At 73.0% G+C, this 25,268-nt stretch carries 22 protein-coding genes; 7 read left to right on the top strand and 15 right to left on the bottom strand.

Features of this window, described 5'->3' with window-relative positions; all coding sequences use genetic code 11:
- Window positions 1–4: 4 nt before the first annotated feature.
- The gene (locus IMZ35_RS15915) at window positions 5–829 is read right to left on the bottom strand and encodes an SDR family NAD(P)-dependent oxidoreductase (protein ID WP_199441845.1); all 825 of its coding nucleotides are present in this window, start codon (window positions 827–829) and stop codon (window positions 5–7) included.
- Between the two features lie 118 nt (window positions 830–947).
- Here IMZ35_RS15915 and IMZ35_RS15910 point away from each other — a divergent pair, with 118 nt between their 5' ends.
- From IMZ35_RS15910 to IMZ35_RS15900, 3 genes are all read left to right on the top strand, one after another.
- Complete coding sequence (locus IMZ35_RS15910; RefSeq protein WP_199441844.1) at window positions 948–1,562, top strand: TetR/AcrR family transcriptional regulator; 615 nt, start codon at window positions 948–950, stop codon at window positions 1,560–1,562.
- 98 nt (window positions 1,563–1,660) lie between these two features.
- Window positions 1,661–2,497 carry an alpha/beta fold hydrolase gene (locus IMZ35_RS15905; RefSeq protein ID WP_199441843.1) on the top strand — a complete coding sequence of 279 codons (837 nt, stop codon included), beginning with the start codon at window positions 1,661–1,663 and terminating at the stop codon, window positions 2,495–2,497.
- Window positions 2,490–3,053, top strand: a complete 564-nt coding sequence (locus tag IMZ35_RS15900) for a TetR/AcrR family transcriptional regulator (protein ID WP_199441842.1) — start codon at window positions 2,490–2,492, stop codon at window positions 3,051–3,053. Before IMZ35_RS15905 ends, IMZ35_RS15900 begins: the two co-directional genes overlap by 8 nt.
- A 15-nt stretch (window positions 3,054–3,068) precedes the next feature.
- On the opposite strand, the gene IMZ35_RS15895 is transcribed toward IMZ35_RS15900, so the two are convergent.
- From IMZ35_RS15895 to imuA', 4 genes are read right to left on the bottom strand one after another with little or no spacing between them, the layout of a single operon-like run.
- Window positions 3,069–6,380: an error-prone DNA polymerase gene (locus IMZ35_RS15895; RefSeq protein WP_199441841.1), complete on the bottom strand. Its 3,312-nt coding sequence runs from the start codon at window positions 6,378–6,380 to the stop codon at window positions 3,069–3,071.
- Window positions 6,380–6,541, bottom strand: a complete 162-nt coding sequence (locus IMZ35_RS15890) for a hypothetical protein (protein WP_199441840.1) — start codon at window positions 6,539–6,541, stop codon at window positions 6,380–6,382. The genes IMZ35_RS15895 and IMZ35_RS15890 overlap by 1 nt, the downstream gene beginning before the upstream one ends.
- Window positions 6,541–8,127, bottom strand: coding sequence for a DNA polymerase Y family protein (locus tag IMZ35_RS15885; RefSeq protein ID WP_199441839.1), 1,587 nt, complete (start codon window positions 8,125–8,127; stop codon window positions 6,541–6,543). The genes IMZ35_RS15890 and IMZ35_RS15885 overlap by 1 nt, the downstream gene beginning before the upstream one ends.
- Window positions 8,127–8,693, bottom strand: coding sequence for a DnaE2-dependent mutagenesis accessory factor ImuA' (gene imuA' / locus IMZ35_RS15880; protein ID WP_307868196.1), 567 nt, complete (start codon window positions 8,691–8,693; stop codon window positions 8,127–8,129). Before imuA' ends, IMZ35_RS15885 begins: the two co-directional genes overlap by 1 nt.
- Before the next feature lie 330 nt (window positions 8,694–9,023).
- Here imuA' and IMZ35_RS15875 point away from each other — a divergent pair, with 330 nt between their 5' ends.
- On the top strand, window positions 9,024–9,779 hold the full coding sequence (locus tag IMZ35_RS15875; RefSeq protein WP_199441837.1) for a hypothetical protein: 756 nt from the start codon (window positions 9,024–9,026) through the stop codon (window positions 9,777–9,779).
- Between the two features lie 47 nt (window positions 9,780–9,826).
- On the opposite strand, the gene purH is transcribed toward IMZ35_RS15875, so the two are convergent.
- The 8 genes from purH to IMZ35_RS15835 form a co-directional block, all read right to left on the bottom strand.
- A complete protein-coding gene (purH, locus tag IMZ35_RS15870) occupies window positions 9,827–11,410 on the bottom strand; it encodes a bifunctional phosphoribosylaminoimidazolecarboxamide formyltransferase/IMP cyclohydrolase (RefSeq protein ID WP_199441836.1) in 1,584 nt (527 codons plus the stop codon).
- Window positions 11,407–11,994, bottom strand: coding sequence for a phosphoribosylglycinamide formyltransferase (purN, locus tag IMZ35_RS15865; RefSeq protein ID WP_307868193.1), 588 nt, complete (start codon window positions 11,992–11,994; stop codon window positions 11,407–11,409). Before purN ends, purH begins: the two co-directional genes overlap by 4 nt.
- Window positions 11,995–12,110: 116 nt before the next feature.
- Window positions 12,111–13,766, bottom strand: coding sequence for a cell division protein PerM (locus IMZ35_RS15860; RefSeq protein WP_199441835.1), 1,656 nt, complete (start codon window positions 13,764–13,766; stop codon window positions 12,111–12,113).
- 148 nt (window positions 13,767–13,914) lie between these two features.
- On the bottom strand, window positions 13,915–14,595 hold the full coding sequence (locus IMZ35_RS15855) for a DUF5336 domain-containing protein (RefSeq protein WP_199441834.1): 681 nt from the start codon (window positions 14,593–14,595) through the stop codon (window positions 13,915–13,917).
- Between the two features lie 177 nt (window positions 14,596–14,772).
- Window positions 14,773–15,663, bottom strand: coding sequence for a succinate--CoA ligase subunit alpha (sucD, locus tag IMZ35_RS15850; protein WP_199441833.1), 891 nt, complete (start codon window positions 15,661–15,663; stop codon window positions 14,773–14,775).
- Between the two features lie 3 nt (window positions 15,664–15,666).
- On the bottom strand, window positions 15,667–16,836 hold the full coding sequence (sucC, locus tag IMZ35_RS15845; protein WP_199441915.1) for an ADP-forming succinate--CoA ligase subunit beta: 1,170 nt from the start codon (window positions 16,834–16,836) through the stop codon (window positions 15,667–15,669).
- Between the two features lie 253 nt (window positions 16,837–17,089).
- The gene (gene icmB / locus IMZ35_RS15840; RefSeq protein WP_199441832.1) at window positions 17,090–17,500 is read right to left on the bottom strand and encodes a coenzyme B12-dependent isobutyryl CoA mutase small subunit; all 411 of its coding nucleotides are present in this window, start codon (window positions 17,498–17,500) and stop codon (window positions 17,090–17,092) included.
- 59 nt (window positions 17,501–17,559) lie between these two features.
- A complete protein-coding gene (locus tag IMZ35_RS15835; protein WP_199441831.1) occupies window positions 17,560–19,317 on the bottom strand; it encodes a hypothetical protein in 1,758 nt (585 codons plus the stop codon).
- Between the two features lie 85 nt (window positions 19,318–19,402).
- Here IMZ35_RS15835 and IMZ35_RS15830 point away from each other — a divergent pair, with 85 nt between their 5' ends.
- Both IMZ35_RS15830 and IMZ35_RS30695 read left to right on the top strand, forming a co-directional pair.
- Entirely contained in the window at window positions 19,403–20,431 is a 1,029-nt protein-coding gene (locus IMZ35_RS15830; RefSeq protein ID WP_199441914.1) for an esterase/lipase family protein, read from the top strand.
- A gap of 223 nt (window positions 20,432–20,654) precedes the next feature.
- Window positions 20,655–21,401, top strand: a complete 747-nt coding sequence (locus IMZ35_RS30695; protein ID WP_307868191.1) for a M23 family metallopeptidase — start codon at window positions 20,655–20,657, stop codon at window positions 21,399–21,401.
- 588 nt (window positions 21,402–21,989) lie between these two features.
- On the opposite strand, the gene pcrA is transcribed toward IMZ35_RS30695, so the two are convergent.
- A complete protein-coding gene (pcrA, locus tag IMZ35_RS15820) occupies window positions 21,990–24,359 on the bottom strand; it encodes a DNA helicase PcrA (protein WP_199441829.1) in 2,370 nt (789 codons plus the stop codon).
- 263 nt (window positions 24,360–24,622) lie between these two features.
- On the opposite strand from pcrA, the gene IMZ35_RS15815 reads away from it, so the two are divergent.
- Window positions 24,623–24,883, top strand: coding sequence for a chorismate mutase (locus tag IMZ35_RS15815; protein WP_199441828.1), 261 nt, complete (start codon window positions 24,623–24,625; stop codon window positions 24,881–24,883).
- Window positions 24,884–24,908: 25 nt separating this feature from the next.
- Here the strand turns inward: IMZ35_RS15815 and IMZ35_RS15810 are convergent.
- Window positions 24,909–25,268, bottom strand: a 360-nt coding sequence (locus IMZ35_RS15810; protein WP_199441827.1) for a helix-turn-helix domain-containing protein, incomplete at its 5' end; no start/stop codon positions are given.

The raw sequence follows: 25,268 nt of genomic DNA, 5'->3' as shown, positions 1-25,268 counted from the left end.
CACCTCAGCCACCCCGGCGGCTGAGGTCCTCCCACCGCCCGTACTCCGCGACGCGGTGCTGGAGCTGCTCGCGCACCTGGTCGTAGGACGCGCTGCCGACGATCAGCCGCCGGGGCGGGTCGGGCAGGTCGACCAGCTCCAGCAGGACCCGCGCGGCCAGCTCGGGCGACGGGTCCTTCGCCCCACCGCCCCACAGCTCGTCGAGCTCCGCGCGCAGCGGCGCGTAGACCTCGTCCGGTTCCGTCGCCGTCGTGCCCGTGGTGAACAGCTCGGTGTCGTAACTGCCGGGTTGCAGGATCGTCACCCGGACGCCGAAGCGCTCGACCTCCATCGCCAGCGCCTCGGTCATGGCGTCGAGCGCGGACTTGCCCGCCGCGTAGAGGCCCACCGCGGAGAAACCGCCACCCGACCCCGTCGACGACACCTGCACGAGGTGGCCGGACCCCTGACGGCGCAGGTGGGGCACGACCGCCTGCCCCAGCCACAGGGCGCCGAAGAAGTTGACGTCGAGGTGGGCGCGCGCCTGCTCCTCGGTGATCTCCTCGACCATCCCGAACAGCATCGACCCGGCGTTGCCGACCACCACGTCCAGCCGCCCGAAGGTCTCGACCGCCCGGTCGACGCCCGCGAACACGGCGGCCCGGTCGGTGACGTCGAGCGGAAACACGACGAGGTTCCCGTCGTGCTCCGCGACGAGGTCGGCCAGCGGCCCGACGTCACGCGCCACTCCGACCACCCGGTCCCCGGCCGACAGCGCGGCCTCCACGAAGGCTCGGCCCAGCCCGCGCGAAGCACCCGTGACGAACCAGACGCGATCTTCGACGTTCATGCTCGCTCCCCTCTCCCGACAAGACGGACCGTCTCGTCTCGACGGGGACCAGCATGGAGGCCGACCCGCTCGCTGTCAAGACGGTGCGTCTCGTCTCGTCGTGGCATAGGGTGGACGGGTGAGCACAGACCGGAAGCCCGACCCGTCCAGGCGGCGGCAGCAGTCGCGGGACTCGATCCTGGAGGCCGCGCTCGCCCTGGTCCTGGAGGTCGGCTACTCGAAGACCTCGATCGAGTCGATCGCGTCGCGCGCGGGCGTGGGCAAGCAGACGATCTACCGCTGGTGGCCCTCGAAGGGCGCCGTCGTGTTCGACTCCGTCCTGGCGCACGCCGGAGTGGAGGACGGTGTGCAGCTTCCCGACACCGGCGACGTCGAGGCCGACCTGAAGCAGGTGCTGCGGGCAACCGTGGCCGAGTTCGCCGATCCCGCGTTCGAGGCGCCGATCCGCGCGCTCAACTCGGAGATCATCTTCGACGCGGACCTGGCCGCCGCCTACCGCGAGCGGATGGCCGCGCCCGTCGAGGAGGCGAAGAAGGTCAGGCTGCGCAGCGCCCAGGCCGCGGGTCAGCTCGACCCGGACGCCGACCTCGACCTGCTGCTGGAACTCCTCTACGCGCCGGTCTACCAGCGGTGGCTGCTGCGCACGGCGCCGCTGACCCAGGAGTACGCCGACCAGCTGGTCGAGACCGTGCTGCGCACCTTCGCACCCGCCCGGACGCCGACGAGCCCGTGATCGACGCGCCGGACGGGGCGGCCTCGGCGACCGCTTGACAGATTTGGCTAATGGGATTAGCTTTTGGGCTACAACCAATAGCTACTCGGGGGAAGAACATGACGGAGTTCCTGGAACTCGACGGCGGACGGCTCGCCTACGACGTGATCGGCGAAGGGCCGCTGATCGTGCTGGCCCACGGCATGGGCGACAACCGGGCCGCCTACCGCGAGGTGGCCGTCCGCCTGGCCGACGCCGGGTACCGGGTCGCCACCGTGGACCAGCGCGGTCACGGCGAGTCCAGCACCGGCTGGGCCTCCTACACCCGCACCGACTCGGCGGCCGACCTGCTCGCCGTGGTGCGGCACCTGGGCGGCCCGGCCGTGCTCGTGGGCCACTCGTTCACCGGCGGCTCCGTCACCATCGCCGCCGCTCAGGAGCCCGAGTCGGTCAGCGCCCTCGTGGAGATCAGCCCGTTCACCCGTGCGCAGAAGGTCGACTTCGGCGGTCTGCTCTCCAACGCCCGCTACCGCAAGGGCGTGACGCTGCTCCTGGGCGCGGGGACGTTCCGCAGCGTCGGGCTGTGGAAGCGCTACCTCGAACACGCCTGCCCCGGCACCAGGTCGGCGGACGTCACCGAGCACCTCGCCGCGCTCGACACCGACCTGCGCAGGCCCGGCCGCATGGCGGTGGTGAGCAAGATGGGCATGTCCGCGCCCACCGACGCGGGCGCCAGGCTCGGCGACGTCCGGTGCCCCCTGCTGGTCGTCGAGGGCTCGCTCGACCCCGACTGGCCCGATGCCCGCGCCGAGGGCGAGGGCGTCGTGGCGGCCGTGCCCGACGGGCTGGGCCGGGTCGAGGTGATCGAGGGAGCGGGGCACTACCCGCACGTGCAGTTCCCGGCCGAGGTGGCGGGGGCGATCCTGACCTTCCTCGGGGCGGAGACCCGTGGCTAGGGCGGCGCTGTCCGCGGACGCGGTGGTCGACGTCGCGCTGCGCCTGATCGACGAGGAGGGCGCCTCCGCGCTGACCCTGGCGGCGGTGGCCTCCCGCGCGGGCGTCGCCACGCCGTCGCTCTACAAGCACGTGCGCAGCCTGGCCGAGCTGCGCGGACTCGTGTCGGCGCGGATCATGGACGCACTGGCGACGCGGATCGGCGCAGCGGTGCTCGGCCGCTCCGCCGACGAGGCGGTCCGCGCGCTCATGACGGCCTGGCACGGCTACGTCGCCGAGCACCCGCACCGCTACTCCGCGCTCGTCCAGGCACCAGGACCGATGGTGGAGCAGGCCGGGGAGAGGCTGATCGGCATCATGCTGGCCGCCCTGCGCGCCTACGACCTGAACGACACCGACGCCGTCCACGCGGTCCGCTGCCTGCGCGCGGCCGTGCACGGCTTCTCGGTGCTGGTGGCGGAGAACGCCTTCCAGCTGGACCAGAAGCTGGACGAGACCTACGAGCTGCTGATCCACATGGTGATCAGCGGGCTGCGGACGCCTCCTCCCCGCGGGTGAAGCCCGGCACGCGGGTCAGCGGAAGTCGCGGGACCGGGAGGGGATGCGCAGGTCCAGGTGCTGAAGACGGTCGGCCACGACGCTGATCACCCCCTCGTGCGACTCCAGGGTGCCGCGCACCAGCAGCGCGGGGCTCGTGCGCGCCACCCGCCGGTAGCGCGCCCACAGCCCCGGCGAGCAGATCACGTTCAGCGCGCCCGTCTCGTCCTCGACGCCGAGGAACGTGACGCCGCCCGCCGTCGCCGGGCGCTGCCGGTGGGTCACCGCGCCGCCGACCAGCACGCGGGTCCCCGACGCGGTCTCCCGCAGCGACGACACGCGCAGCGCGCCCAGGCCGTCGAGCCGGTCGCGGACGAACTGCGTGGGGAAGCTGTCCGGCGACAGCCCGGTGGCCCACACGTCGGCCACCGCAACCTCCACCTCGTCCATGCCCGGCAGCGCGGGCGCCTGCGTGCCGACGTGGGTGCCGGGCAGCCGGTCGGGACGCATCCGGGCGACCGGACCCGCGGCCCACAGCGCCTCCCGCCGCCGCACCCCCAGCGAACCGAACGCGCCGGCCGTGGCCAGCGCCTCCAGCGCGGCGGTGCCCAGCCGCAGCCGCTCGCCCACGTCGGCCAGGTCGCGGAACGGCCCGCCGCGCTCCCGCTCGGCGACCAGCTCCTCGGCGACACCCCGCCCCACGGACCGCACGGTCGCCAGACCGATCCGCACGGCGTTCTCGCGGGTCCCCCGGCCGAGGGGTTCCAGCGTGGCGTGCGGCAGGCTCGCGTTCACGTCGGGCCCGCGCACCACGACGCCGTGCCTGCGCGCGTCGGCCACGAGGGACTGCGGCGAGTAGAACCCCATCGGCTGCGCCCGCAGCAGAGCCGCGCAGAACGCGGCCGGGTAGTACAGCTTGAACCAGGCGCTGACGAACACCAGGTGCGCGAAGCTCAGCGCGTGGCTCTCCGGGAAGCCGTAGTTCGCGAACGCCAGCAGCTTCGCGTAGATCTCCCCCGCCAGCTCCTCGCCGACGCCGTTGGCGGCGGCACCGGCGCAGAACCTCCCGCGCAGCCGCTCCATCCGGTGCGTCGAGCGCTTCGCGCCCATCGCGCGCCGCAACTCGTCGGCCTCGGCCGGGGTGAAGTTCGCGACGTCGACCGCGATCTGCATCAGCTGCTCCTGGAACAGCGGCACCCCCAGCGTCTTGTGCAGCGCGCGGGCGAGCAGCGGGTGGTCGTGCTCCCACTCCTCCTCCCCGTTGCGACGGCGGAGGTAGGGGTGCACGGAGCCGCCCTGGACGGGACCGGGACGGATCAGCGCGACCTCCACCACCAGGTCGTAGAACGTGCGCGGCTTCAGCCTCGGCAGCGTCGCCGTCTGCGCGCGGCTCTCCACCTGGAAGACGCCCACGGAGTCGGCGCGCCGCAGCATCGCGTAGACGCCCTCGTCGGCCAGGTTCAGCGCGCTGATGTCGACCCGCACGAGGTGGTGCTCGCGCACCAGGTCGACGGCGTGGTGCAGCGCGGACAGCATTCCGAGGCCGAGCAGGTCGAACTTGACCAGGCCGACCGAGGCGCAGTCGTCCTTGTCCCACTGGAGGATCGTGCGGCCGGGCGCGCGCGCCTTCTCCACCGGGCACACCTCGCTCACCGGCCGGTCGCAGATCACCACGCCGCCGGAGTGGACGCCCAGGTGACGCGGGTGGCCCTCCAGCTGCGCGGCGAGGGCCAGCACGGCCGGGGGGACGTCGCAGTCGTCGGGGGAGGCGGGTGGTCCCCCGTGCTCGACCTGCCTGCTCCAGGCGTCCTGCTGCCCGGTGGAGTGCCCGAGGGCGCGCGCCACGTCCCGCACCGCCGAGCGCGGCCGGTAGGTGACGACGTTCGCGACCTGGGCCGCGTGCCGACGACCGTACCTGCGGTAGACGTGCTGGATCACCTCCTCGCGCCGCCCGGACTCGACGTCCAGGTCGATGTCGGGGGGACCGTCGCGAGCGGGGGCGAGGAAGCGCTCGAAGAGCAGGCCGAAGCGGACCGCGTCGACGTTCGTGATGCCGAGCGCGAAGCACACGGCGGAGTTCGCCGCCGAGCCCCTGCCCTGGCAGAGGATGTCGTTGTCGCGGCAGAAGCGCACGACGTCCTCGACGACGAGGAAGTAGCCGGGGAACCCCAGCTCCTCGACGACGCCCAGCTCGTGCTCGATCTGGTGGTGCGCCTCCGGGTTCTCCGCGTACGAGCCGAACCGCGCCGCGGCGCGCTCGCGGGTGAGCTGCCGCAGGTGGCTGTCCTCGGTGTGGCCGGGCGGCACGTCGAACGGCGGCAGCTCCGGCGCGACGAGCCGCAGGTCGAACTCGCACTCCCAGCCCAGCACGGCCGCGCGCTGCACGGCGCCGGGGAAGCGGGCGAACCGCGCCGCCATCTCCTCCCCCGAGCGCAGCACCGCGGCCGACGCGGGCGGCAGCCGACCGGCCATCTCGTCGAGGCTTCGGCGGGCCCGCACCGCCGCCATCACGGCGGCGAGCCTGCCCTGCCCGCCCGTGGCGTGGTGCACGGCGTTCGTGGCCACGGTCGGCAGTCGCAGCTCGGCCGCCATCCGCGCGAGCAGGTCGTTGCGGGTGCTGTCCAGCGGCGTGCCGTGGTCGGTCAGCTCCACGTGCACCCGGTCCCGGCCGAACAGGCCGATCAGCCGCCGGAGCTGCGCGAACGCCGCCTCCGGCCCCGCGCGCTCCAGCGCGCGCCGCACCGCGCCCTTGCGGCAGCCGGTGAGCACGACGACGTGGTCCCGCACGTCGGAGACCACCTCGTCGAGGTCGTAGACCGGCTTGCCCTTCTCGGCTCCGTCGGCGAGCTGAGCGGTGGTGATCGTGCGGCACAGCCGGTGGTAGCCCTCCTGCTTCGTCGCGAGCAGCAGCAGGTGCTCGCCCTCCGGATCGGCGATCCCGTTCTGCGGCGCGGTCAGGCCGAGGCTCAGCTCAGCGCCGAACACCGTGCGCATCCCCAGCTCCCGCGCGGCCTCGGCGAAGCGCACCACGCCGTGCAGACCGTCGTGGTCGGTCAGCGCGATGGCGTCCAGACCGAGCCGCGACGCCGTCTCCACCAGCTCCTCCGGGTGGCTCGCGCCGTCGAGGAAGCTGAAGTCGGAGTGGCAGTGCAGCTCCGCGTAGGGGACGCGGCGACGCGCCCCCGTCCAGTCGGAGATCTTCAGCTCCAGCTCGGGCGGCGCCGTGTAGCGCTCCCGGCGCCTGGTCCACGCCGGACCGTCGCCGCCGTCCCCGGACAGCTTCCCCGGCTGTCCGGACAGGGCGCGCTCCAGCTCGGACCACGTGACGGGCGGGTTGTTCCACCCCATCAGGACCTCTGGTCGTCCAGCGGGCGGCGCGGCAGCGGGATCACGTTCTCCAGCACCGGCAGCCAGCCGAACTCCGTGGACCAGGCCGGTTCCACCGGGGTCTCCGGCAGGTGCCGGGCCACCTCGCGCAGCCACTCCCGTGCGCCGAATTCGTCGTTCATTAGTCGTACACCCCTTCCACTGCCCACCTGCCGCCTCGTCTGACGAGCAGGTACGCGATCTGTTCGAGCTCTCCCGGCCCGCCGGCGGCGAGCACCTGCACCCGCGCCGCGCGGTGCGCGTGCTCCGGGTCCCACCACCGCTCGTCCACCGGCCACGGACCGGCCCACGCGAGGACGTCCCGTCTCCTGGCGCCCACGACGAGCGCGACGGGGACGGCGGTGAGGTCGTGGCGCCCGGTCACGCCGACGTCCGCGCCGGTGGCGTCGAGGACGGCCGCCGGTTCGGGCGCCGGGGGGACCGTGGCGGGGGACGGGGCCGGCAGCTGGCCCGGCCACGGCTGGCCGGGGTCCGCCGCGGGTGCGCGCTCGTCGCCCCACGGCACCAGGCGCACGCGCTCGGCCGGGCCGCGCCCGCCACCGAGCACGGGCGTGACCACTCCTCGCGGACCGAGCAGGCCCTGGACGTGCACGAGAGCGCGGGCGGCCCGCTCGGCGGCCTCCCGCGAGTCCTGTCCCGCTCCCGTCCACAGCGGGAGCTGGAGCGCGTCGGAGCCGACGACCTCCTCCGGCACCAGGCGCACCCGGTCGATCCCGGCCGTGGGAGTGGCGCCGCCGAGCCAGCCGTCGAGCTGCCAGCGCACCCGGTCCGCGATGCCGCGCGGCGTCAGGGGTTCCGCGCACCGCCACACCCGGTGCAGCTCCTCGCCGTTCGCGGTGCGCGCGTGCACCCCGAGCCGCGTGCACGCCAGCCCGCGTTCGGCCAGGACGGCGTGCAGCCGTTCCGCCGCGCCGCGCGAGGCGAACGCCGCGGCGTCCACGCGCTCCACCGGCGGGTCGAACTCCCGCGTCACGACCAGGTCGGCGGGAACTTCCCGCCGCACCGGCGGGCGCTGCTCCAGGCCGCCGGCGAGGCGGTGCGCCACGACGGCCGCCGCCCCGAACCGGGTCGCCACGTCCCGCTCGGGCACGGCGGCGAAGTCGCCCAGCGAGCGCAGGCCGAGACGGCGCAGCAGGTCGACCAGCTCGGTGCGGCCGCGCACCCCGGCACGGCGCTCCGCTGGCTGGTCCAGCTCGCGCACGTCCAGCGGCGCGAGCCAGGCCGCGCTGCCGCCGGGTTCCACGACGAGACCGCGGTGCGCGGCCAGGGTGGCGGTGAACAGGCCGTCGGCGACGCCCACCTGCGCCTCCACCCCCGCACGCGCCGCCACGTGGTCGACCAGCTCCTCCGCGGCCGCCGCAGCGCCGCCGAAGTACCCCACCGGTCCCCGCGCCGGAACGGCCACCAGACCGGGACGCACCACCTCGATGCCCGGCGCCAGCTCCTCCACGGCGGCGGCGACCGGCTCGAACAGCCGGGCGTCGCGCTCCGGGTCGTCGTCGAACACCGCGAGTTCCGGGCAGCAGGCCTGCGCCGACCTCGTGCGCGTGCCGGCGCGCACCCCCGCGGCACGGGCCGTCGCCGAGCAGGCCACGACCTCGCCGGAGGCCACGACGGCGGCCGGGACGTGCGGTGGCAGTTCGGCCGCGGCGGACGCGGCGACCACCGGCCAGTCCCGGCACCACAGCACCAGCGTGCGCACGGCCATCAGACGGCCTCGACCGCGGCGGGCGCGTGGTGCGCGATGCGGACCGAGCCGCCCGGCGCGGGCAGCAGCAGGTCGGCACCGCGCACGCGAGCGGCCGCCCCACGACCGCTCGCGTGCACGGACACCCGGCGTTCGCGCAGCACTCCGGCACCCTCGCCGACACCGCTCCACGTTCCGCGTTCCAGCCTCAGCTCGACGTCCGAACCGGGCCAGGACGCGGAGGACAGCAGCACGGCACGGCGCTGACGCGCGCGTGCGGTGAGCCGCCGTGCGGTGTTCGGCGCCACCGGAGAACCGACGACCACCAGATCGACGCCGTCGAGCAGGGCGGCCACCGTTCGCTCCACGGTGGCCGGATCGGTACCGGGACGCGGCACCAGCGCGAGCCGGTGCACCGCGACGCCGAGTTCAGCCGCGGCCAGCACCCCGATCTGCGGCATTCCGACCACGGCGGCCCAGCACCCCTCCGCCGTCGCCGAGGCCAGCAGCGCGAGCAGCAACGACGTCGATCCGCGCACCGACACCGTGCTGCCACGCCGCAGCCCGCCCCACGGGAGCAGGTCCACCAGTTCCCCTCGAACCGGCAGGACCCCGCCCGTGACCCGATCGGCCGATGTCGTGGCCAACTCGCTCGCCGTGCGCACCCCGTGAAGCGCGACGAGCTTCGCCGAAGCCGACCCGGACAACGGCCCTCCCCTCCCACTCGGACCCGCGCGCACCCCTGTGCGCGGGACCGCCGTGGGAAGTCGGCGGCTCGGGTGGCCCGCCCCCGCGAGCGGCCACCCGGTGTTCGAACATCTGTTCGAACACCGGCATGATCGTATCCCGCTGCCGACCCCACCGCAATCCCGCGCTCTCGGTCACGGCGCGTGCACGGTGCTGCGACACTGGCCGTCATGAGCACGCCACCGGGCTGGGGGAATCAGCCACCTCAGCAGCAGTTCCACCAGGGGTACGGACCGCCGCCGCCGGGGAACGGACCTCCCCCGCCCGGCCAGCGGCAGCCCGGCCCCCAGCAGTGGGGCCCCGGTCAGCAGCAGTGGGGACCCGGTCGTGGGCCGGGCTGGAACCCGCAGCAGCCGCCCCGCAAGAACCGCGCGGGCGTGGTGGTGCTGGTGGTCGTGCTGGCCCTGCTCGGCGTGGGCGGACTGGCCACGGTCGGCGGCTTCTTCTGGGCCAGCACCCGCGACCGGGGCACGCCCCAGGTCGGAGCGACCATGCCCGAGCAGTGCGCGCTCGGCGACGACGTGCTGGCGGCCGCGAAGACCACGAACCGCAGGAGCAGCCAGGAGATGAGCGAGAACTGGCACGTCTGCGTCTACGGCCAGACGCTCGGCCAGGACGGCAGCGACGCCCGCGACCTCGTCGCGGAGACGGCGGTCCTGGACGACGAGGAGATGGCGAGGGGGAACTTCCGGACGGCGCAGGCCGGGCAGGTGCGCCCGATCGACGGGCTCGGCGACGAGGCGGTGTGGGTGCTGTCGCAGTCGGGCACCTCGTCGACCACCAAGGCGATCGTGCGCGAGGGGGCCACGATCCACCAGGTCACCTACAGCGGTTTCGACCGCGGCGTCTTCAGCAACAGCCCCGTTCCGCAGGACGAGGCGGAGTCGATCACCCGCAGGGGCGTCGAGAGCCTGCTCGGCCGCTGACCCGCGCTGGTCCCCTCCGCGACGACGCGGAGGGGACCAGCGACGGACTAGTGCGCGAAGTGGCGGGTGCCCGTCAGGTACAGGGTCGCGCCCGCGGCCTCCGCGGCCGCGATCACCTCGGCGTCGCGCACCGAACCACCGGGCTGCACGACCGCGCGCACACCGGCGTCGAGCAGCACCTCCAGGCCGTCCGGGAACGGGAAGAAGGCGTCGGACGCGGCCACCGAGCCCCGCGCGCGGTCACCGGCTCTGGTCACCGCGAGCCGCGCGGCGTCCACCCGGTTGACCTGCCCCATGCCCGCGCCGACGGTCGCGCCGTCGGAGGCGAGCAGGATCGCGTTGGACTTCACCGCGCGCACCGCGCGCCAGGCGAACGCCAGGTCCGTCAGCGTCGCCTCGTCGGCGGGCGTGCCGCAGGCGAGCTGCCAGGTGGCCGGGTCGTCGCCCTCGGCCTCGATCGTGTCCACGGTCTGGAGCAGCAGGCCGCCGGACACCGCGCGCAGCTCCGCACCGCCGCGCGTCGGCGGCTGCGCCACCAGGATGCGGACGTTCTTCTTGCGCGCCAGCACGTCCACGGCCCCGTCGGCGTAGGACGGGGCGATGATCACCTCGGTGAAGATGTCCGCGACCTGCTCGGCCATCTCCACGGTGACCTCGCGGTTCGCCGCGATCACCCCGCCGAAGGCGCTCACCGGGTCGCACGCGTGCGCCTTGCGGTGCGCCTCCGCGATGGCGGCGGCACCGTCCAGGACGGACACCGCGATGCCGCACGGGTTGGCGTGCTTGATGATCGCCACGGTCGGCAGCTCGTGGTCCCACGCGGCACGCCACGCGGCGTCGGAGTCGACGTAGTTGTTGTACGACATCTCCTTGCCGTGCAGCTGCTGCGCCGTCGCCAGGCCCTCGCTGCCGTCGCCCCGCACGTACAGGGCGGCCCTCTGGTGCGGGTTCTCGCCGTAGCGCAGCACGTTCGAGCGCTGCCACGTGGCGCCGGTCCAGCCGGGGAAGCCGGAGCCGTCGTCGTCCGGGCTCAGGACGGAGCCCATCCAGGAGGCCACGGCCACGTCGTAGGACGCGGTGTGCCGGAAGGCGTTCACGGCGAGCTGCCGCCGCTCGGCGAGGGTGAAACCGCCGGCGCGCACCTGCTCCAGGACCCACTCGTAGCTGGCCGGGTCGACCACGACGGCGACGCTGGCGTGGTTCTTGGCCGACGCGCGCACCATGGCCGGGCCGCCGATGTCGATCTGCTCGACGCAGTCCTCGGGGTCGGCGCCGGAGGCGACCGTGCGGGCGAACGGGTAGAGGTTCACCACGAGCAGGTCGAACGGACGGATCTCCATCTCGTCCAGCTGCGCCAGGTGCTCGGGCCGCCGGGTGTCGGCCAGCAGACCGGCGTGCACCCGCGGGTGCAGCGTCTTCACCCGGCCGTCGAGGCACTCGGGGAAGCCGGTCAGCTCCTCGACCGGCGTCACCGGCACACCCGCGTCCGCGAGCGCCTTCGCGGTGCCGCCGGTCGACACGATCTCGACTCCGGCCGCGTGCAGGCCTGCGGCGAGTTCCAGCAGCCCCGACTTGTCGGAGACCCCGATCAGGGCCCGACGAACCGGTCGCCTCTCGGCAGGAGTGGTCACGGAATGCTCACCTTTCGTCCGTTCACGGTGCAGCCCTGCTCGGCGAGCGCCGCGACCACGTCGACCAGCAGCCGCCGCTCCACCACCTTGATGCGCTCGTGCAGGCTGTCGGCGTCGTCACCGGGTTCGACCGGGACGGCTTCCTGGGCCAGGATCGGCCCGGTGTCCACGCCGCCGTCCACCAGGTGCACGGTCGCCCCGGTCACGCGCACGCCGTAGTCGACGGCGTCGCGGACGGGGTGCGCGCCGGGGAAGGCGGGCAGCAGCGCGGGATGCGTGTTGATCATGCGTCCGCCGAAGCGGGCGAGGAACGCCGGTCCGATGATCTTCATGAAACCGGCGGAGACCACGAGGTCGGGTTCGTGCTCGGCCACCGCGGCGGCGAGCGCGGTGTCCCACGCGGCGCGGTCGGCGTGGTCGCGCAGCTTCACCGCGAAGGCGGGGATTCCGGCGCGCTCGGCGCGGGCGAGTCCCTCGATGCCGTCGCGGTCCGCGCCCACGGCCACGACGTCGACCGGGTAGGCGGAGTCGGCGGCGGCGTCCAGCAGCGCCTGCAGGAGGGTGCCGGACCCGGAGACCAGCACGACCACCCTCGCAGGTGCCGGAAGACGGAGTTCACTGCGGATGTCTGCGGTGCTCAGCGTGTTCTCCTGGCGGGGCGGTGCAGGGGGACTGACCTGTTCAGCCTAGGTGCACCCGGTCAGCGCCCGCGCTTCAGGTCCGTCTCGGAGCCGGGTTCGTCCTCGTCCAGGTCCTCGTCGTCCAGGTCCTCGGCGTCGTCCCCGTCGAGGGCGTCGTCGATCCCGAGGCCGATCAGCGCGTCGTCGTCCAGCTCGTCGACCGCCAGCTCGTCGAACTCGTCGTCGAACTCGGCGGCGACGTCCTCGTCGACCGGCTCCTCACCGTCGTCCTCAGCACCGTCGTCCTCAGCACCGTCGTCCTCAACACCGTCGTCCTCAACACCGTCGTCCTCAACATCCTCGTCCTCAGCACCGTCGTCCTCAGCACCGTCGTCCTCAGCACCGTCGTCCTCAGCACCGTCCGCGAAGTCGACGTCGTCCTCGGCGGAGTCGGGCTCGTCGTCGGCGAACTCCTCGGCGTCGTCCTCGGAGTCGGGGTCCTCGGGGTCGTCAGCGGCGTCGGCGTGCACGGGGGCCGCGGCGGCGGGCGGGGTGACGGTCCGGGCGCGTCGCACTCGCGTGCGCTTCAGCCGCTCGGGACGCGGGCCGGCGAACCAGGTCACGAGGGCGCCGGGCAGCACGATCCACACCGCCACGAGCACGGCCAGCAGACCGGCGGGCACCGTCACCGGGTCGAACGATCCCAGGCCGAGCCGCCCGCCCGCGACGGCGGCGAGCACGAGGCCACCCGCTCCCGCGGTCACGGCGGCCACGAGCACGGCGCGCACCCGGCTGCCCGGACGCGGCGCGACGCGACGGCAGTACCAGCCGACGGCGCAGCCGATCAGCAGCGGCAGCACGAGCACGGCCGGCAGGAACGCGATCTGCCGCTCGGGCAGCGCGGCGAGCAGCGGCACCGCGGGCAGGTCGCCGCCGGTGAACCGGGTGGGGCTGATCGTGACCTCGCCGAGGGAGAACCCGGCTCCGGCGACGAAGGACAGCCCGCCGACGATCGCGTTGGGCAGGTACCCCAGGCACAGCAGCCACATCCCGAGCTGCACGCCGACGGTCGTGCCCGTCTGGTCGAACAGCACGGCCGCGGTGGAGAAGGAGGCGGCCAGCGACGCGGCGAACACGGCCGCGCCCGCCGCCACCAGTGCGAACAGGGCGATCAACCCGGCGCGCACACCGCGCAGGGCGACCGGGTCCAGCCGTTCCAGGACGACCTCGACGAGACCGCACCGGCGGGCGACGCCGAGGGTGGCCGCGACCCCGGACACGGCGGCGCAGCCGAAGAACGCGACGGCGGGGGTCGCCAGCACCGGACCGTCGCTCAGGAGCAGCGCGATGCCGCCGCCGACCGCGGCGTGGGCGCCGGAGATGCTGAGGACGACGGCGCGGGCCTGCAACGGCTCGTACAGCCCGAGCCGGTCGGCGGTGCTGGCCGCTGTCCGCGCGATCAGCAGGACCAGCAGGAACGTCGGCAGCAGCGGCAGCACCGCGAGCTGACCGCCGGAGAACCTCAGGGGGACGTGGTGCGCGGTCAGCCAGCCCGGCGCCGCGGCGCCGAGGACACCGGCGGTGGAGAAGTCGGCGTGGGTCGCGGTGGACGCGACGAGCGCGAACAGCGCGGCGACGGCGGCGTAGCTGACCACCACGGAACCGCTGGCGGACATCACCAGCACCCGGACGCGTTCGGCGCGGGAGAACTCGGGCGGGCGCACGGAGTCGGTCATCCCGTGCGCGGTTGATTGCAGCACCGGCACCGTCCCACTGTGTCAGTCGTGCTCGGCCAATCGAGTGAGGCACGCCGCGCACGGATCAGAGGGGTGGCGCCGGACGTGCGGCGCCACCCCTCTGATCAGACACGTGCGGTGACGAGCATCAGCCCTGCGTGGGACCGCCGAATCCGCCGGGAGGCGTGCCGAGCTGCTGCCCCTGCTGGGGCTGACCCTGCTGGGGCTGGCCGAACTGGCCCGGCTGCGGCATGAAGCTCGTGGGCTGCGCGGCGGGCGGGGCCTGGGGCGGCTGCTGCGCGCCGAACTGACCCGACGGCGGCTGCTGCTGGCCGAACTGGCCCTGCTGCGGGTGCTGACCGGTCTGCGGGAAGGAACCGGACTGCGGGTTCCAGCCACCGGGCTGGCCGTAGACGTTCACCGGCTTCGGCTCGAACTTCAGGATGCCCACCTGCATCAGGAGAGCGACGACGATCGCGGCCGCCTCCAGCAGGGCGACGATCAGGAGGACGATCTGCATGCCCTCCACGTCGGCGTCCGTCTTGATGATCGACTGCAGGATGAGCAGCGCGGGGATCACCGAGAGCACGGCGGCGGCGGGCAGCAGGTTGGGAACCCGCGGCAGCACCACGAGACCCGCGAGCAGACCCGCGGCGAGCAGGTACTGGACGTCACCGGACGAGATCTCGTCGGTGAAGGCCAGCAGGTAGGCGATGAGAGCGAGACCCGCCGCGACGAGCGGCAGGATCAACTGCAGGTTCAGGCCCACGGACTGCTGCTGCGCCGGTCCCTGCGGCTGCTGCTGAGGTGCGCCGTACGGCACGGACATGTGAGGTTCCTCCTCCGAGGGCTTACAACTGGTCAGCAGCGAAACGCTAGCCGATACGACGACTCCGACGACGACCGGATCTCACCGGTTCCACCAACGGGTCATCTCGTCCGTATGAATGCAGACGGGCCGGGCGCCGGAACGTGTCCGACACCCGGCCCGAACGCCGTACGGCCATCAGCCGATCGAGCGCATGATCTCCTGCATCAGAGCAGCGGTCTCGCTCGGCGTCTTGCCGACCTTGACGCCCGCCGCCTCCAGGGCCTCCTTCTTCGCCTGCGCGGTGCCGGCGGAGCCGGACACGATCGCACCGGCGTGGCCCATGGTCTTGCCCTCGGGGGCGGTGAAGCCCGCGACGTAGCCGACGACCGGCTTGGTGATGTGCTCCGCGATGTACGCCGCCGCACGCTCCTCGGCGTCGCCGCCGATCTCGCCGATCATCACGATCGCGGCGGTCTCGTCGTCGTCCTGGAACGCCTGGAGGGCGTCGATGTGCGTGGTGCCGATGATCGGGTCGCCACCGATGCCGACCGCGGTGGAGAAGCCGAACTCCCGCAGCTCGTACATCATCTGGTAGGTCAGGGTGCCCGACTTGGACACCAGACCGATCTTGCCGGGGCCGGAGATGTTGGCCGGGATGATGCCCGCGTTGGACTTGCCGGGGCTGATCACACCGGGGCAGTTCGGGCCGATGATCCGGGTCTTGTTGCCGGTCGCGACCGCGTGCGCCCAGAAGGCGGCGGTGTCGTGCACCGGGATGCCCTCGGTGATGACGACGGCCAGGCCGATGCCCGAGTCGATCGCCTCGATCACGGCCGCCTTGGCGAACGCCGGCGGCACGAAGATCACGGTGACGTCGGCGCCGGTGGCCTCGATGGCCTCGGACACGGTGCCGAACACCGGGAGCACGTTGCCGTCGAAGTCGACCTTCTCGCCGGCCTTGCGCGGGTTCACGCCACCGACGATGTTCGTGCCGGACGCGAGCATGCGCTTGGTGTGCTTGGTGCCCTCGGCACCGGTCATGCCCTGAACGATGACCTTGCTGTTCTCGGTGATGAAGATAGCCATCGGTCAGACCCCCGCAGCCGCGAGCTCGGCAGCCTTGTCGGCCGCGTTGTCCATCGTGTCGACAACGGTCACCAGCGGGTGAGCGGCGTCGGCGAGGATCTGCCGGCCCTCCTCCACGTTGTTGCCGTCCAAGCGGACGACCAGCGGCTTGGTGGCCTGGTCGCCGAGCATCTCCAGCGCCTGCACGATGCCGTTGGCCACGGCGTCGCAGGAGGTGATGCCACCGAAGACGTTGACGAAGACGCTGCGCACGTCCTCGTCGTTGAGGATGATGTCGAGGCCGTTCGCCATGACCTCGGCGGACGCGCCGCCGCCGATGTCGAGGAAGTTGGCGGGCTTCACGCCGGAGTGCTTCTCACCCGCGTAGGCCACGACGTCGAGGGTGGACATCACGAGACCGGCGCCGTTGCCGATGATGCCGACCTGACCGTCGAGCTTGACGTAGTTGAGGCCCTTCTCCTTGGCCTTCTGCTCCAGCGGGTCCTCGGCCTGCTTGTCCACCAGGTCGGCGTGCGCCGGGTGGCGGAAGGAGGCGTTCTCGTCCAGCGTGACCTTGCCGTCGAGGGCGACGATCTTGCCCTGCGGGTCGCGGACCAGCGGGTTGACCTCGACCAGCGTCGCGTCCTCGGAGACGAAGGTGTCCCACAGCTTCACGATGACGTCGGCGACCTGGTCGGCCACCTCGGCCGGGAACTTCGCCAGGGCCACGATCTCCTGCGCCTTGGCCAGGTCGACACCGGTGATGGCGTCGACGGGCACCTTGGCGAGGGCCTCGGGCTTGGTGGCGGCGACCTCTTCGATGTCCATGCCGCCCTCGACGGACGCCATGGCGAGGAAGGTGCGGTTCGCGCGGTCCAGCAGGAAGGAGAAGTAGTACTCCTCCGCGATGTCGGACGCGGGGGTCACCAGCACGCGGTGAACGATGTGACCCTTGATGTCCAGACCGAGGATCGCCTCGGCCCTGCTCTGGGTCTCCTCGGGGGTCTCGGCGAGCTTGACGCCGCCGGCCTTGCCGCGACCGCCCGTCTTGACCTGGGCCTTCACGACCACGGTCGAGCCGATCTGCTCGGCGATCGCCTTGGCCTCGGCGGGCGTGCTCGCCACGTCTCCCGGAAGTACCGGGACGTCGTGGGCGGCGAAGAGGTCCTTCGCCTGGTACTCGTACAGGTCCACTCGGGTCTCCTGCGACATCGGTGTCGGACTCCGCGTCCCCGGCTGGCCCCCGGTGTCCGGCGCTCCTGGCGAAACCCGGGAACGCGCTAACGGCACTGACGCGCACCAGGCATCACCTGGAACGCCGGCTGAGCCGGACAGCGAGACCAGCCGGACGCGGCTGTGCAGACACTATCGACCGGCGCGGAAGCCTCGCACCCCGTACTCGGTGAGGTCCCCCACAGGCACGGTGAGGTCGATCACGAACGGCGGTTCAGACGCGCTCGGGCTGCTGGCCGACGTGCTCCGTCACCCAGTCGACGATCTCCGTCGTGGTGGCTCCCGGCGTGAAGATCTTCGCGACGCCCATCTCGGCGAGGGCGGGCAGGTCCTCGTCCGGCACGATCCCGCCGCCGAAGAGGACGACGTCCTCCGCACCCCGCTCCGCGAGCAGTTGCACGACGCGGGCGAACAGCGTCATGTGCGCGCCGGAGAGGACCGACAGGCCCACGGCGTCGGCGTCCTCCTGGAGGGCCGTCTCGACGATCTGCTCGGGCGTCTGGTGCAGTCCGGTGTAGACGACCTCCATGCCCGCGTCGCGCAGGGCGCGCGCCACCACCTTGGCGCCGCGGTCGTGACCGTCCAGCCCCGGCTTGGCCACCACCACGCGGATGCGTCCAGCCATGTCCGTCTCCCGTTCTGCCGTTCGCGCGGGATCTTCCGCTCCACCGCAGGGTAGGACAACTAGCGCCGGGAGAGGGACGTCGTGGCCGCGACGACCAGCGCGACGACCGACGCCGCCGCGAGCCAGGTGCCGGGACCGGGCACCGCGCCGGCGACCCGCGCGCCGGTGAGGGGGAGTTCGAGCGCCTTCACGCCGACGACCAGCGCGGCGCCGAGGAGGAGCGCGGCCGCGCGCGGCGGCCGGGAGACGAGGGCGAACCCGACCGCGGCGAGCACGGTCAGCAGGGCGACGAGCAGCCCCCAGGACGCGGTGCCGAGGTCCGAGACGGCGGGCGCGACGAAGTCGTCGGCGCGCAGGGCGGGGAGGGTGAACGCGCCGATCGCCAGCAGCGCGGCGACGCCGCCGGTGGCGATCAGGGGCAGCGTCGACCGCTGTCGTCCACCGCCGGTCTCCTCGCGCTCGACGGCTCCGGCGAGCGTGCCGAAGGCCGCGGCGAGGACGCCGAGGACCAGCGCGGCGACGGTGAGCCAGGCGCCCGTGCCCGGCCGGAGCGCGTCCGGCTCGCTCCACGCGGAGTTCAGCTGCGACGGGACGACCGACGTCGCGGCGAGCACGGCGTCCAGCGCGCTGGACGCGGCGAGCGGGAGCGCGGCGAGGGCGACGACGAACGCGGGCCGCGCGGCGGAGGCGCTCGCGCGCACCAGCAGGGCCAGTCCCAGCAGGCCGACGACGACCCCTGCGGGCAGCAGCGGGCGACCGGCGAAGTGCTCCGGCGCCGGCACGCCCTCCGGCACGACGATCTGCGAGGTGAGCCCACCGGCGACGGCGAGGACTCCGGCGAGCAGGCCCAGCGCGCCCGCCGCGGTCTGCAACCGCTGCTGACCCGCCAGCTCGACGGTCAGCGGAGCGCCGGCGGCGAGCGCGGTCCGGTCCTGCGGGGACTCCTCGCGACCCTGCGCGACGGCCAGCGCGGCGAACCCGGCGGCGGCGAGGAGCACGACGACCGGTCCCCACGTCACACCGAGGTCGGCGGCGACGAGTCCGGCGACCAGCGGCGGCAGCGCGACCGCGGCGAGCGCGAGCGCCGTGCCGGCGAGTCCCCACCTGCGGTGCGAGGGGGACGACGACAGGGCCGCCAGCGCACCGGCGACGGGCGCGGCCAGCGCGATCAGCAGGCCACCCGCCACCGCGAGGCCGGGCGAGTCGAGCGGGCCGCGCGCCAGGAGGAAGGGGTCGGTGGAGGAGAAGGGCGTGGTGAGCAGGGCGACGAGCGCGACGACGCCGACCGCGGCGGCCCGGCCGAAGCGACCGCGCTGCCCCGACTGCTCGTCCGGGTCGTCCTGCTCGACCAGCACGCCGCCCGCGGTCGCGGCGAGCGCGCCGGCGACGAGGACGAGGACGTGTCCCGCGACGAGCACCCACGCGCCGGACGCGGCGGAGATCGGCTCCAGGCTCGTCGGCCGCAGCAGCTCGGGACGGGACGCGGCGAACGCGTCCGCGGCGGTCTGGAGGTCGAGCAGCAGGCGTCCCGGCGCGAACACGGCCGAGGCGATCAGGACGGCGGCCGCCGCGGAGGAGAGGCCGCGTGCCAGGAGGACCGCGGCGACGGCGACGGGCAGCACGGCCAGCAGGGTCAGCAGCGGCCAGGAGGTGAAGGCGGCCGGGACGTCCGCGACACCGACCAGGGGGCCGGCGACCAGCAGCAGCGCGCCGCACGCGGCGGCACCGAGCGCGATCCGCGAAGTGGTGCCGTCCCGGCCGTCGGGAACCTCCGGCTCCGACGGGGTCGGGGTGTCGTCAGACGCGGTTCTGGTCATCGGCTCGACGCTAGCAAGTCCGGGGAGCGGCCCCCCGGTCCCCTGGGGCGTGCGGCGGAGCGTCCGGGGGTACCCGTGTCCGGTGATGCGATCACCGGACGTCCTCGGCACCGGCGCCGCGGCGCTGTCGAACCTGGCGGGAGCGGTGCGGGACCGCGTCCACTCCGCCGCGCGCACCGCGGCCGGTGTCGCGGCGGAGGTGTCGGAGCAGGCGCTGGTGGCCCTGGGCGCCGCGGTGAGCCCCGGCGGACTGCGCGGGATGGCGGTGGAGACCGCCTGGCTCGCGGCCCACACGGTCCTCTACCCCTGGGGCGCGGTGGCGGAGCAGCTGCGTCCGGCCGGCCCGTACCGGCACTACCGGACCGACGACCTGCCGCCGAGACAACGCGGTCTGGTGGTTTCGTCCATCGAGGCCGCGGGCACCCCGATAGTGCTGGTGCACGGGATCGGGGACAACAGATCGGCTTTCGCAGTGCTGTCGGGGGCGTTGCGCAGGCGGGGTTTCGGGGCCGTTCACGCTGTGAACTACAGCGTGCTGACCGCACTGACCGGGGACGTGCGCCGGTCGGCCGCTCTGCTGGGCGCGCACGTCGAGCGCATCTGCGAGCAGACCGGTTCCGACCGCGTGCACGTCGTCGGGCACTCACTCGGCGGGCTGATCGCCCGCTACTACGTCCAGCGGCTCGGTGGAGACTCCAGGGTCAGCACGCTGGTGACGCTGGGGACGCCCCACGCGGGCACGCTGTCCGCCTACCTGCTGCCCACACCGCTGACCCGCCAGCTCAGGCCGGGGTCGGAACTGCTGGAGGAACTGGCCGCGCCCGCGCCGGGGTGCGCCACCCGGTTCGTCGTGGTGTGGAGCGAGATGGACCAGGTCATCGTCCCGCAGCGCAACGCACGCCTGGATCACCCGACGTTGCGGGTCGAGGAGCACCAAATACGTGATTCAGGTCACCTTTCTCTGCCCGTCGACCCCAGGACTCTTCACGTGATCGTGACAGCCGTCACCCGATCGCATGAAACTTCCGTCACCCCCATCTTGCCTGGACGCACCAGGTTTACCCGTCTTCTCGCTACCGGGGGTCACGAAGCACAGCACCAGCCTTCGTGCTGACCGCCGTGGGAGACGCATCTATCGGGGGGATTGCCTTCCGAGCTTCCGCGCCGTTACTGTCCCCCGGTCCGAAGTCACGGTCCGATCACGAGCAGGACATCGAGTCGATTACCCCGATCGACTCACCGGGATCCCCCGCCCGGGTCTTGGTCGGACTCCCCGAAAGACGGAAGGCGCAGTCTTGTCTCAACACCGCTCCCCCGGCGGCAGTGAAGGTTCTGCAGTGCTCGACCAGCCGACCGAGCGCGTCCAGCGTTCGACCGGCTCCCACCGGCTCCCCCCGCCGCCGTCCGCCCTGCGCGGACGCATCGTCGTGGCCGCTGTCGCGGTCGGCGCGTTCGCGGCAGCCGGCGCGGGTCAGACCCTGCAGGCAGCCGCCAACTCCTCTTCCTCGGACGAGGTGACGCCACTGGCCAGTGCCAGTGAGGGCGCGGCCGCGTTCGGCGTCGGAGGCACCGCCCCCGCCGCACCCCAGATCCTCCCCGTCGCCCGGACCGTGGACTCCGCGTCCGAGGTCGACAAGCTCGCCAAGAGCCAGCAGTACACCGCCGAGCGCGAGGCCGAGCAGGCCGAGGCCAGCCGGCCCAAGTACGTCCGCCCCGCAGCGGGCGCCTTCACCTCGGGCTACGGCGGCCGCTGGGGCACCATGCACCTCGGCGTCGACATCGCCGGCCCGATCGGCACGCCGATCCTGGCCGCCGCGGACGGCGTGATCATCGAAGCGGGTCCCGCCAGCGGTTTCGGCCTGTGGGTCCGCGTGGAGCACACCGACGGCACGATCACCGTCTACGGCCACGTCGACGCCTACAGCGTGTCGGTCGGTCAGCAGGTCCAGGCCGGCGAGCAGATCGCCACCATGGGCAACCGCGGCTTCTCCACCGGCCCGCACCTGCACTTCGAGGTCTGGGAGCCGGGCGGCATGAAGATCAACCCGCTGTCGTGGCTCAACGCCAACGGCATCAGCCTCTGACCTTCCCGTCGTACCCCGCACAGAACGATCAGATCAGACACCACCGACAGTTCCGCACGACCACGCGCTGAACGGCGTCGACACGCCTCAGCTCGTCCGGCTGTGTCCCCCTCCGGCCGGACCCCGCGTCGTCGTGCCGCACCCGTGGTGACAGAGGTCGGCCGGGCCGCGCGAACGCGACCCGGCCTGTTCCCCCCGGTGTTCATCTCCTCGCGAAGAACCGCCCCCGACTGCGACGCTCCGCCCCCCGTGCCGCTCGCGCCCCCCGGCCGATCCACCCCGAACGAACCGGCCTCACCGCTTGCGACACCCTTGAAGACGCCCAGTCGGAACCGAGGTTGCTCCCGAGTTCGGACTACCTCGTTCAGGTGATGAACACCTGCGACACGTACGAGCTTCCTCCCCGGTTCAACCGATTTTCGGAACCACTCGAACGGCGCAACGCGGCCAGAGGTCAACGCCCCGCGCGCAGCGCCGCCCCCACGACGAGCCGCACGTCGTCGCACGCCTCGGCGACGTGCGTCGGGCTGCGCGACGACGGGGCCGGTTGCGACGAGCGTCGCAACCGGCCCCGTGAGGGTGCGCCCGTCAGAGCTTCTGGAGGGGAACTCCGCCGATCAGCATGAGGCGGACCTTGCCCGCGCTGCCGAAGTCGATCGTGGCCGTCGCGCGGGCTCCGACGCCCTCGGTGGCCACGACGGTGCCCAGCCCGTACTTGTCGTGGCTCACGCGGTCGCCGACCTCCAGCGACAGCGCCGGGGTCTCCTGCCAGCCCCTGAACGACGTGGTCCGCATCCCGCGCGACGCCAGGCCCGCCTGGGCCGAGTCGCCGCCGGTGCGTCGCCACGTGGTCGCGGTCGACGGGGCCGAGCGGGTGGGCTCGACGCGCCGCCACTCGACGAGTTCGGCCGGGACCTCGTCGAGGAAGCGCGACGCGGGGTTCGTCGTCGGCGAGCCCCACGCGGAGCGCACGAGGGCCCGCGACAGGTACAGGCGCTGCTGGGCCCTGGTGATGCCCACGTAGGCCAGCCGCCGCTCCTCCGACAGCTCGGCCGGGTCGCCGAGCGCCCGCATGTGCGGGAACACGCCGTCCTCCCAGCCGGTGCTGAACACCACCGGGTACTCCAGGCCCTTGGCCGTGTGGAGCGTCATCAGGGTGACCACGCCGTCGGAGTCCGCGTCCGGGATGGAGTCGGCGTCGGCGACGAGCGAGACGCGCTCCAGGAAGGCCCCCAGCGACCCCGCGTCCGGCACGCCGGGGTCGCTGGTGTCGACGGGCTCGGGCTCGGTGCCGGCCGTCGGCTCCGGGGCGCCGACCGCCAGCTCGCCGAACTCGCGCGCCACGGTCACCAGCTCGTTGAGGTTCTCCACCCGCGTGTGGTCCTGCGGGTCGTCGCTCGCCTCCAGCTCCGCCCGGTAGGAGGTCTTCACGAGGACCTCCTCCAGGATCGTCGCCACGTCCGCGCCGCTCTCCACGACGTCGTTCAGCTCGTCGAGCAGCTCGACGAACCCGGCGACGGCGTTGCGGGAGCGCGGGTTCAGCAGCGGCACCCGGCCCTCGACGGCCGCGCGCAGCGCCGTGGCGAAGCTGACGCGCTCGCGCTCGGCGTAGGTCGAGACGCACGCCTCGGCGCGCTCGCCGATGCCGCGCTTGGGGACGTTGAGGACGCGGCGCAGGCTCACCGTGTCGTCCGGGTTCGCCAGCACCCTCAGGTAGGCCAGGGCGTCGCGGACCTCGCGGCGCTCGTAGAAGCGGACGCCGCCGACCACCTTGTAGGGCAGGCCGAGGCGGATGAAGATCTCCTCGAACACGCGGGACTGGTTGTTCGTCCGGTAGAACACGGCGATCTCGTTGTTGGTCGCGTCGCCGCTGTCGATCAGCCGGTCGATCTCGGCCGCCACGAACGCGGCCTCGTCATGCTCGTTGTCCGCGACGTAGCCGACGATCTTCTCGCCCTCGCCGAGGTCGCTCCACAGGCGCTTGTCGCGGCGGTCGGGGTTGCGGGAGATCACCGCGTTGGCGGCCGACAGGATGTTCTGCGTGGAGCGGTAGTTCTGCTCCAGCAGGATCGTCGTGGCCTGCGGGTAGTCGCGCTCGAACTCGACGATGTTGCGGATCGTCGCGCCGCGGAAGGCGTAGATCGACTGGTCCGCGTCGCCCACGACGCACAGCTCGGCCGGCTCCACGCCGCCCTCCCCGGTGCCGACCAGCTCGCGGACCAGCGTGTACTGCGCGTGGTTGGTGTCCTGGTACTCGTCGACGAGCACGTGCCGGAAGCGGCGGCGGTAGTGCTCGGCCACGTCCGGGAAGCCCTGGAGCATCTCGACCGACCGCATGATCAGGTCGTCGAAGTCCATCGAGTTCGACTCGTTCAGCCGCCGCTGGTACGAGGAGTACACCTCGGCGACGCGGCGCTCCAGGTCGGTGGTGGCCCGCTCGGCGGCCGTCTCTGGGTCCACCAGCTCGTTCTTGAGGTTCGACACGTGCACGGCGAGCGTGCGCGCCGGGTAGCGCTTCGGGTCGAGGTCGAGGTCGCGGGCCACGAGCGTGATGAGCCGACGCGTGTCGTCCGAGTCGTAGATGGAGAAGTTGGACGACAGGCCGATGGTCTTGGCCTCGTTGCGCAGCAGCCGCACGCACATCGAGTGGAACGTCGACACCCACATGGAGCGGGCGCGCGGGCCCACGACGTCGGCGACGCGCTCCTTCATCTCCGCGGCGGCCCGGTTGGTGAACGTGATCGCCATGATCTGACCGGGGTGCACGTCGCGCTCGGCCAGCAGGTAGGCGATGCGCCGGGTGAGGACGCGGGTCTTGCCCGACCCCGCACCCGCGACGACCAGCAGCGGCGATCCGGAGTGCTGGACCGCGCGGCGCTGGGCGGGGTTGAGGTCGTCCAGGAGGTGGGCGGACCGGGCGGAAGGGGGACTCGCGGGCAAGTCGAACAAGGCGCTCATCGTCCGACAACGGTACTCGCCCGCACCGACGACTCCGCGTTCCCGCACGATTCCGCGGAGCGGGACGAGATCGACGCGCGAACGGGAGCTGTGCGACACTCGTGGTGTGCGCGCGACGTTCTTCGTCTTCTTCTACGGGATCCGGACTCCGGTTCCCGTGGTCGCGTAGCACGCAGCAGCCACCACGAAGCCCCGGAGTCCTCGGACCCCGGGGCTTCGTCGCTTCCGGGTCAGGACTCGCCGAACGCGTCGAGAGGTCAGTCATGAGCACCACCGAAGAGGCCGTGGACATCGCCGAACTGCGCCAGGAGATCGACCACCTGGACGCCGAGATCCTGCGCATGGTCAAGCGACGGGTCGAGATCTCCAGGATCATCGGCGCGGCGCGGATGGCCGCCGGTGGCACGAAGATCGTGCACAACCGGGAGATCGACGTGCTCAACCGCTACCGGGAGCTCGGCCCCGAGGGCCACGAGCTGGCGCTGATCCTGCTGAAGCTGGGACGCGGCCCGCTGGGGCGCTGATCCGCTGGGGGCTGACCCGCGGCGGTCAGCTCCGGAGCAGCTCGCGGTAGCGGGCCACGACGTGCTCGTCGTCGATCAGCAGGGTCGTGAAGTCGTGCTCCACCCGCACCACCGGCGCGCGGCCGGGACGCTCCTCCAGGGAGGTCGTGCCGCTCCGCTCGTTGCGGTCGGCGCGGGGCACGACGACGAAGCCGGACTCCGGCTGGCGCGCGAGGGCCAGCACGTCGTCCAGCTCGGGGCGCGGACAGCCCAGCACCACCACCCACTGCACGACGTCGACCTCGCTCGCGTTCTGCTTGCCGCTCTCGACCCTGCACACCTTGCTCTCGTGCCAGCCGAGCCGGCGTGCCAGTTCCCGCACGCTCAGGCCGGACCGGGTGCGCAG

It is taken from the genome of Umezawaea beigongshangensis (assembly GCF_016464305.1).
Lineage (GTDB): Bacteria > Actinomycetota > Actinomycetes > Mycobacteriales > Pseudonocardiaceae > Umezawaea_A > Umezawaea_A beigongshangensis.
This window is presented reverse-complemented; position numbering and strand designations above follow the sequence as displayed.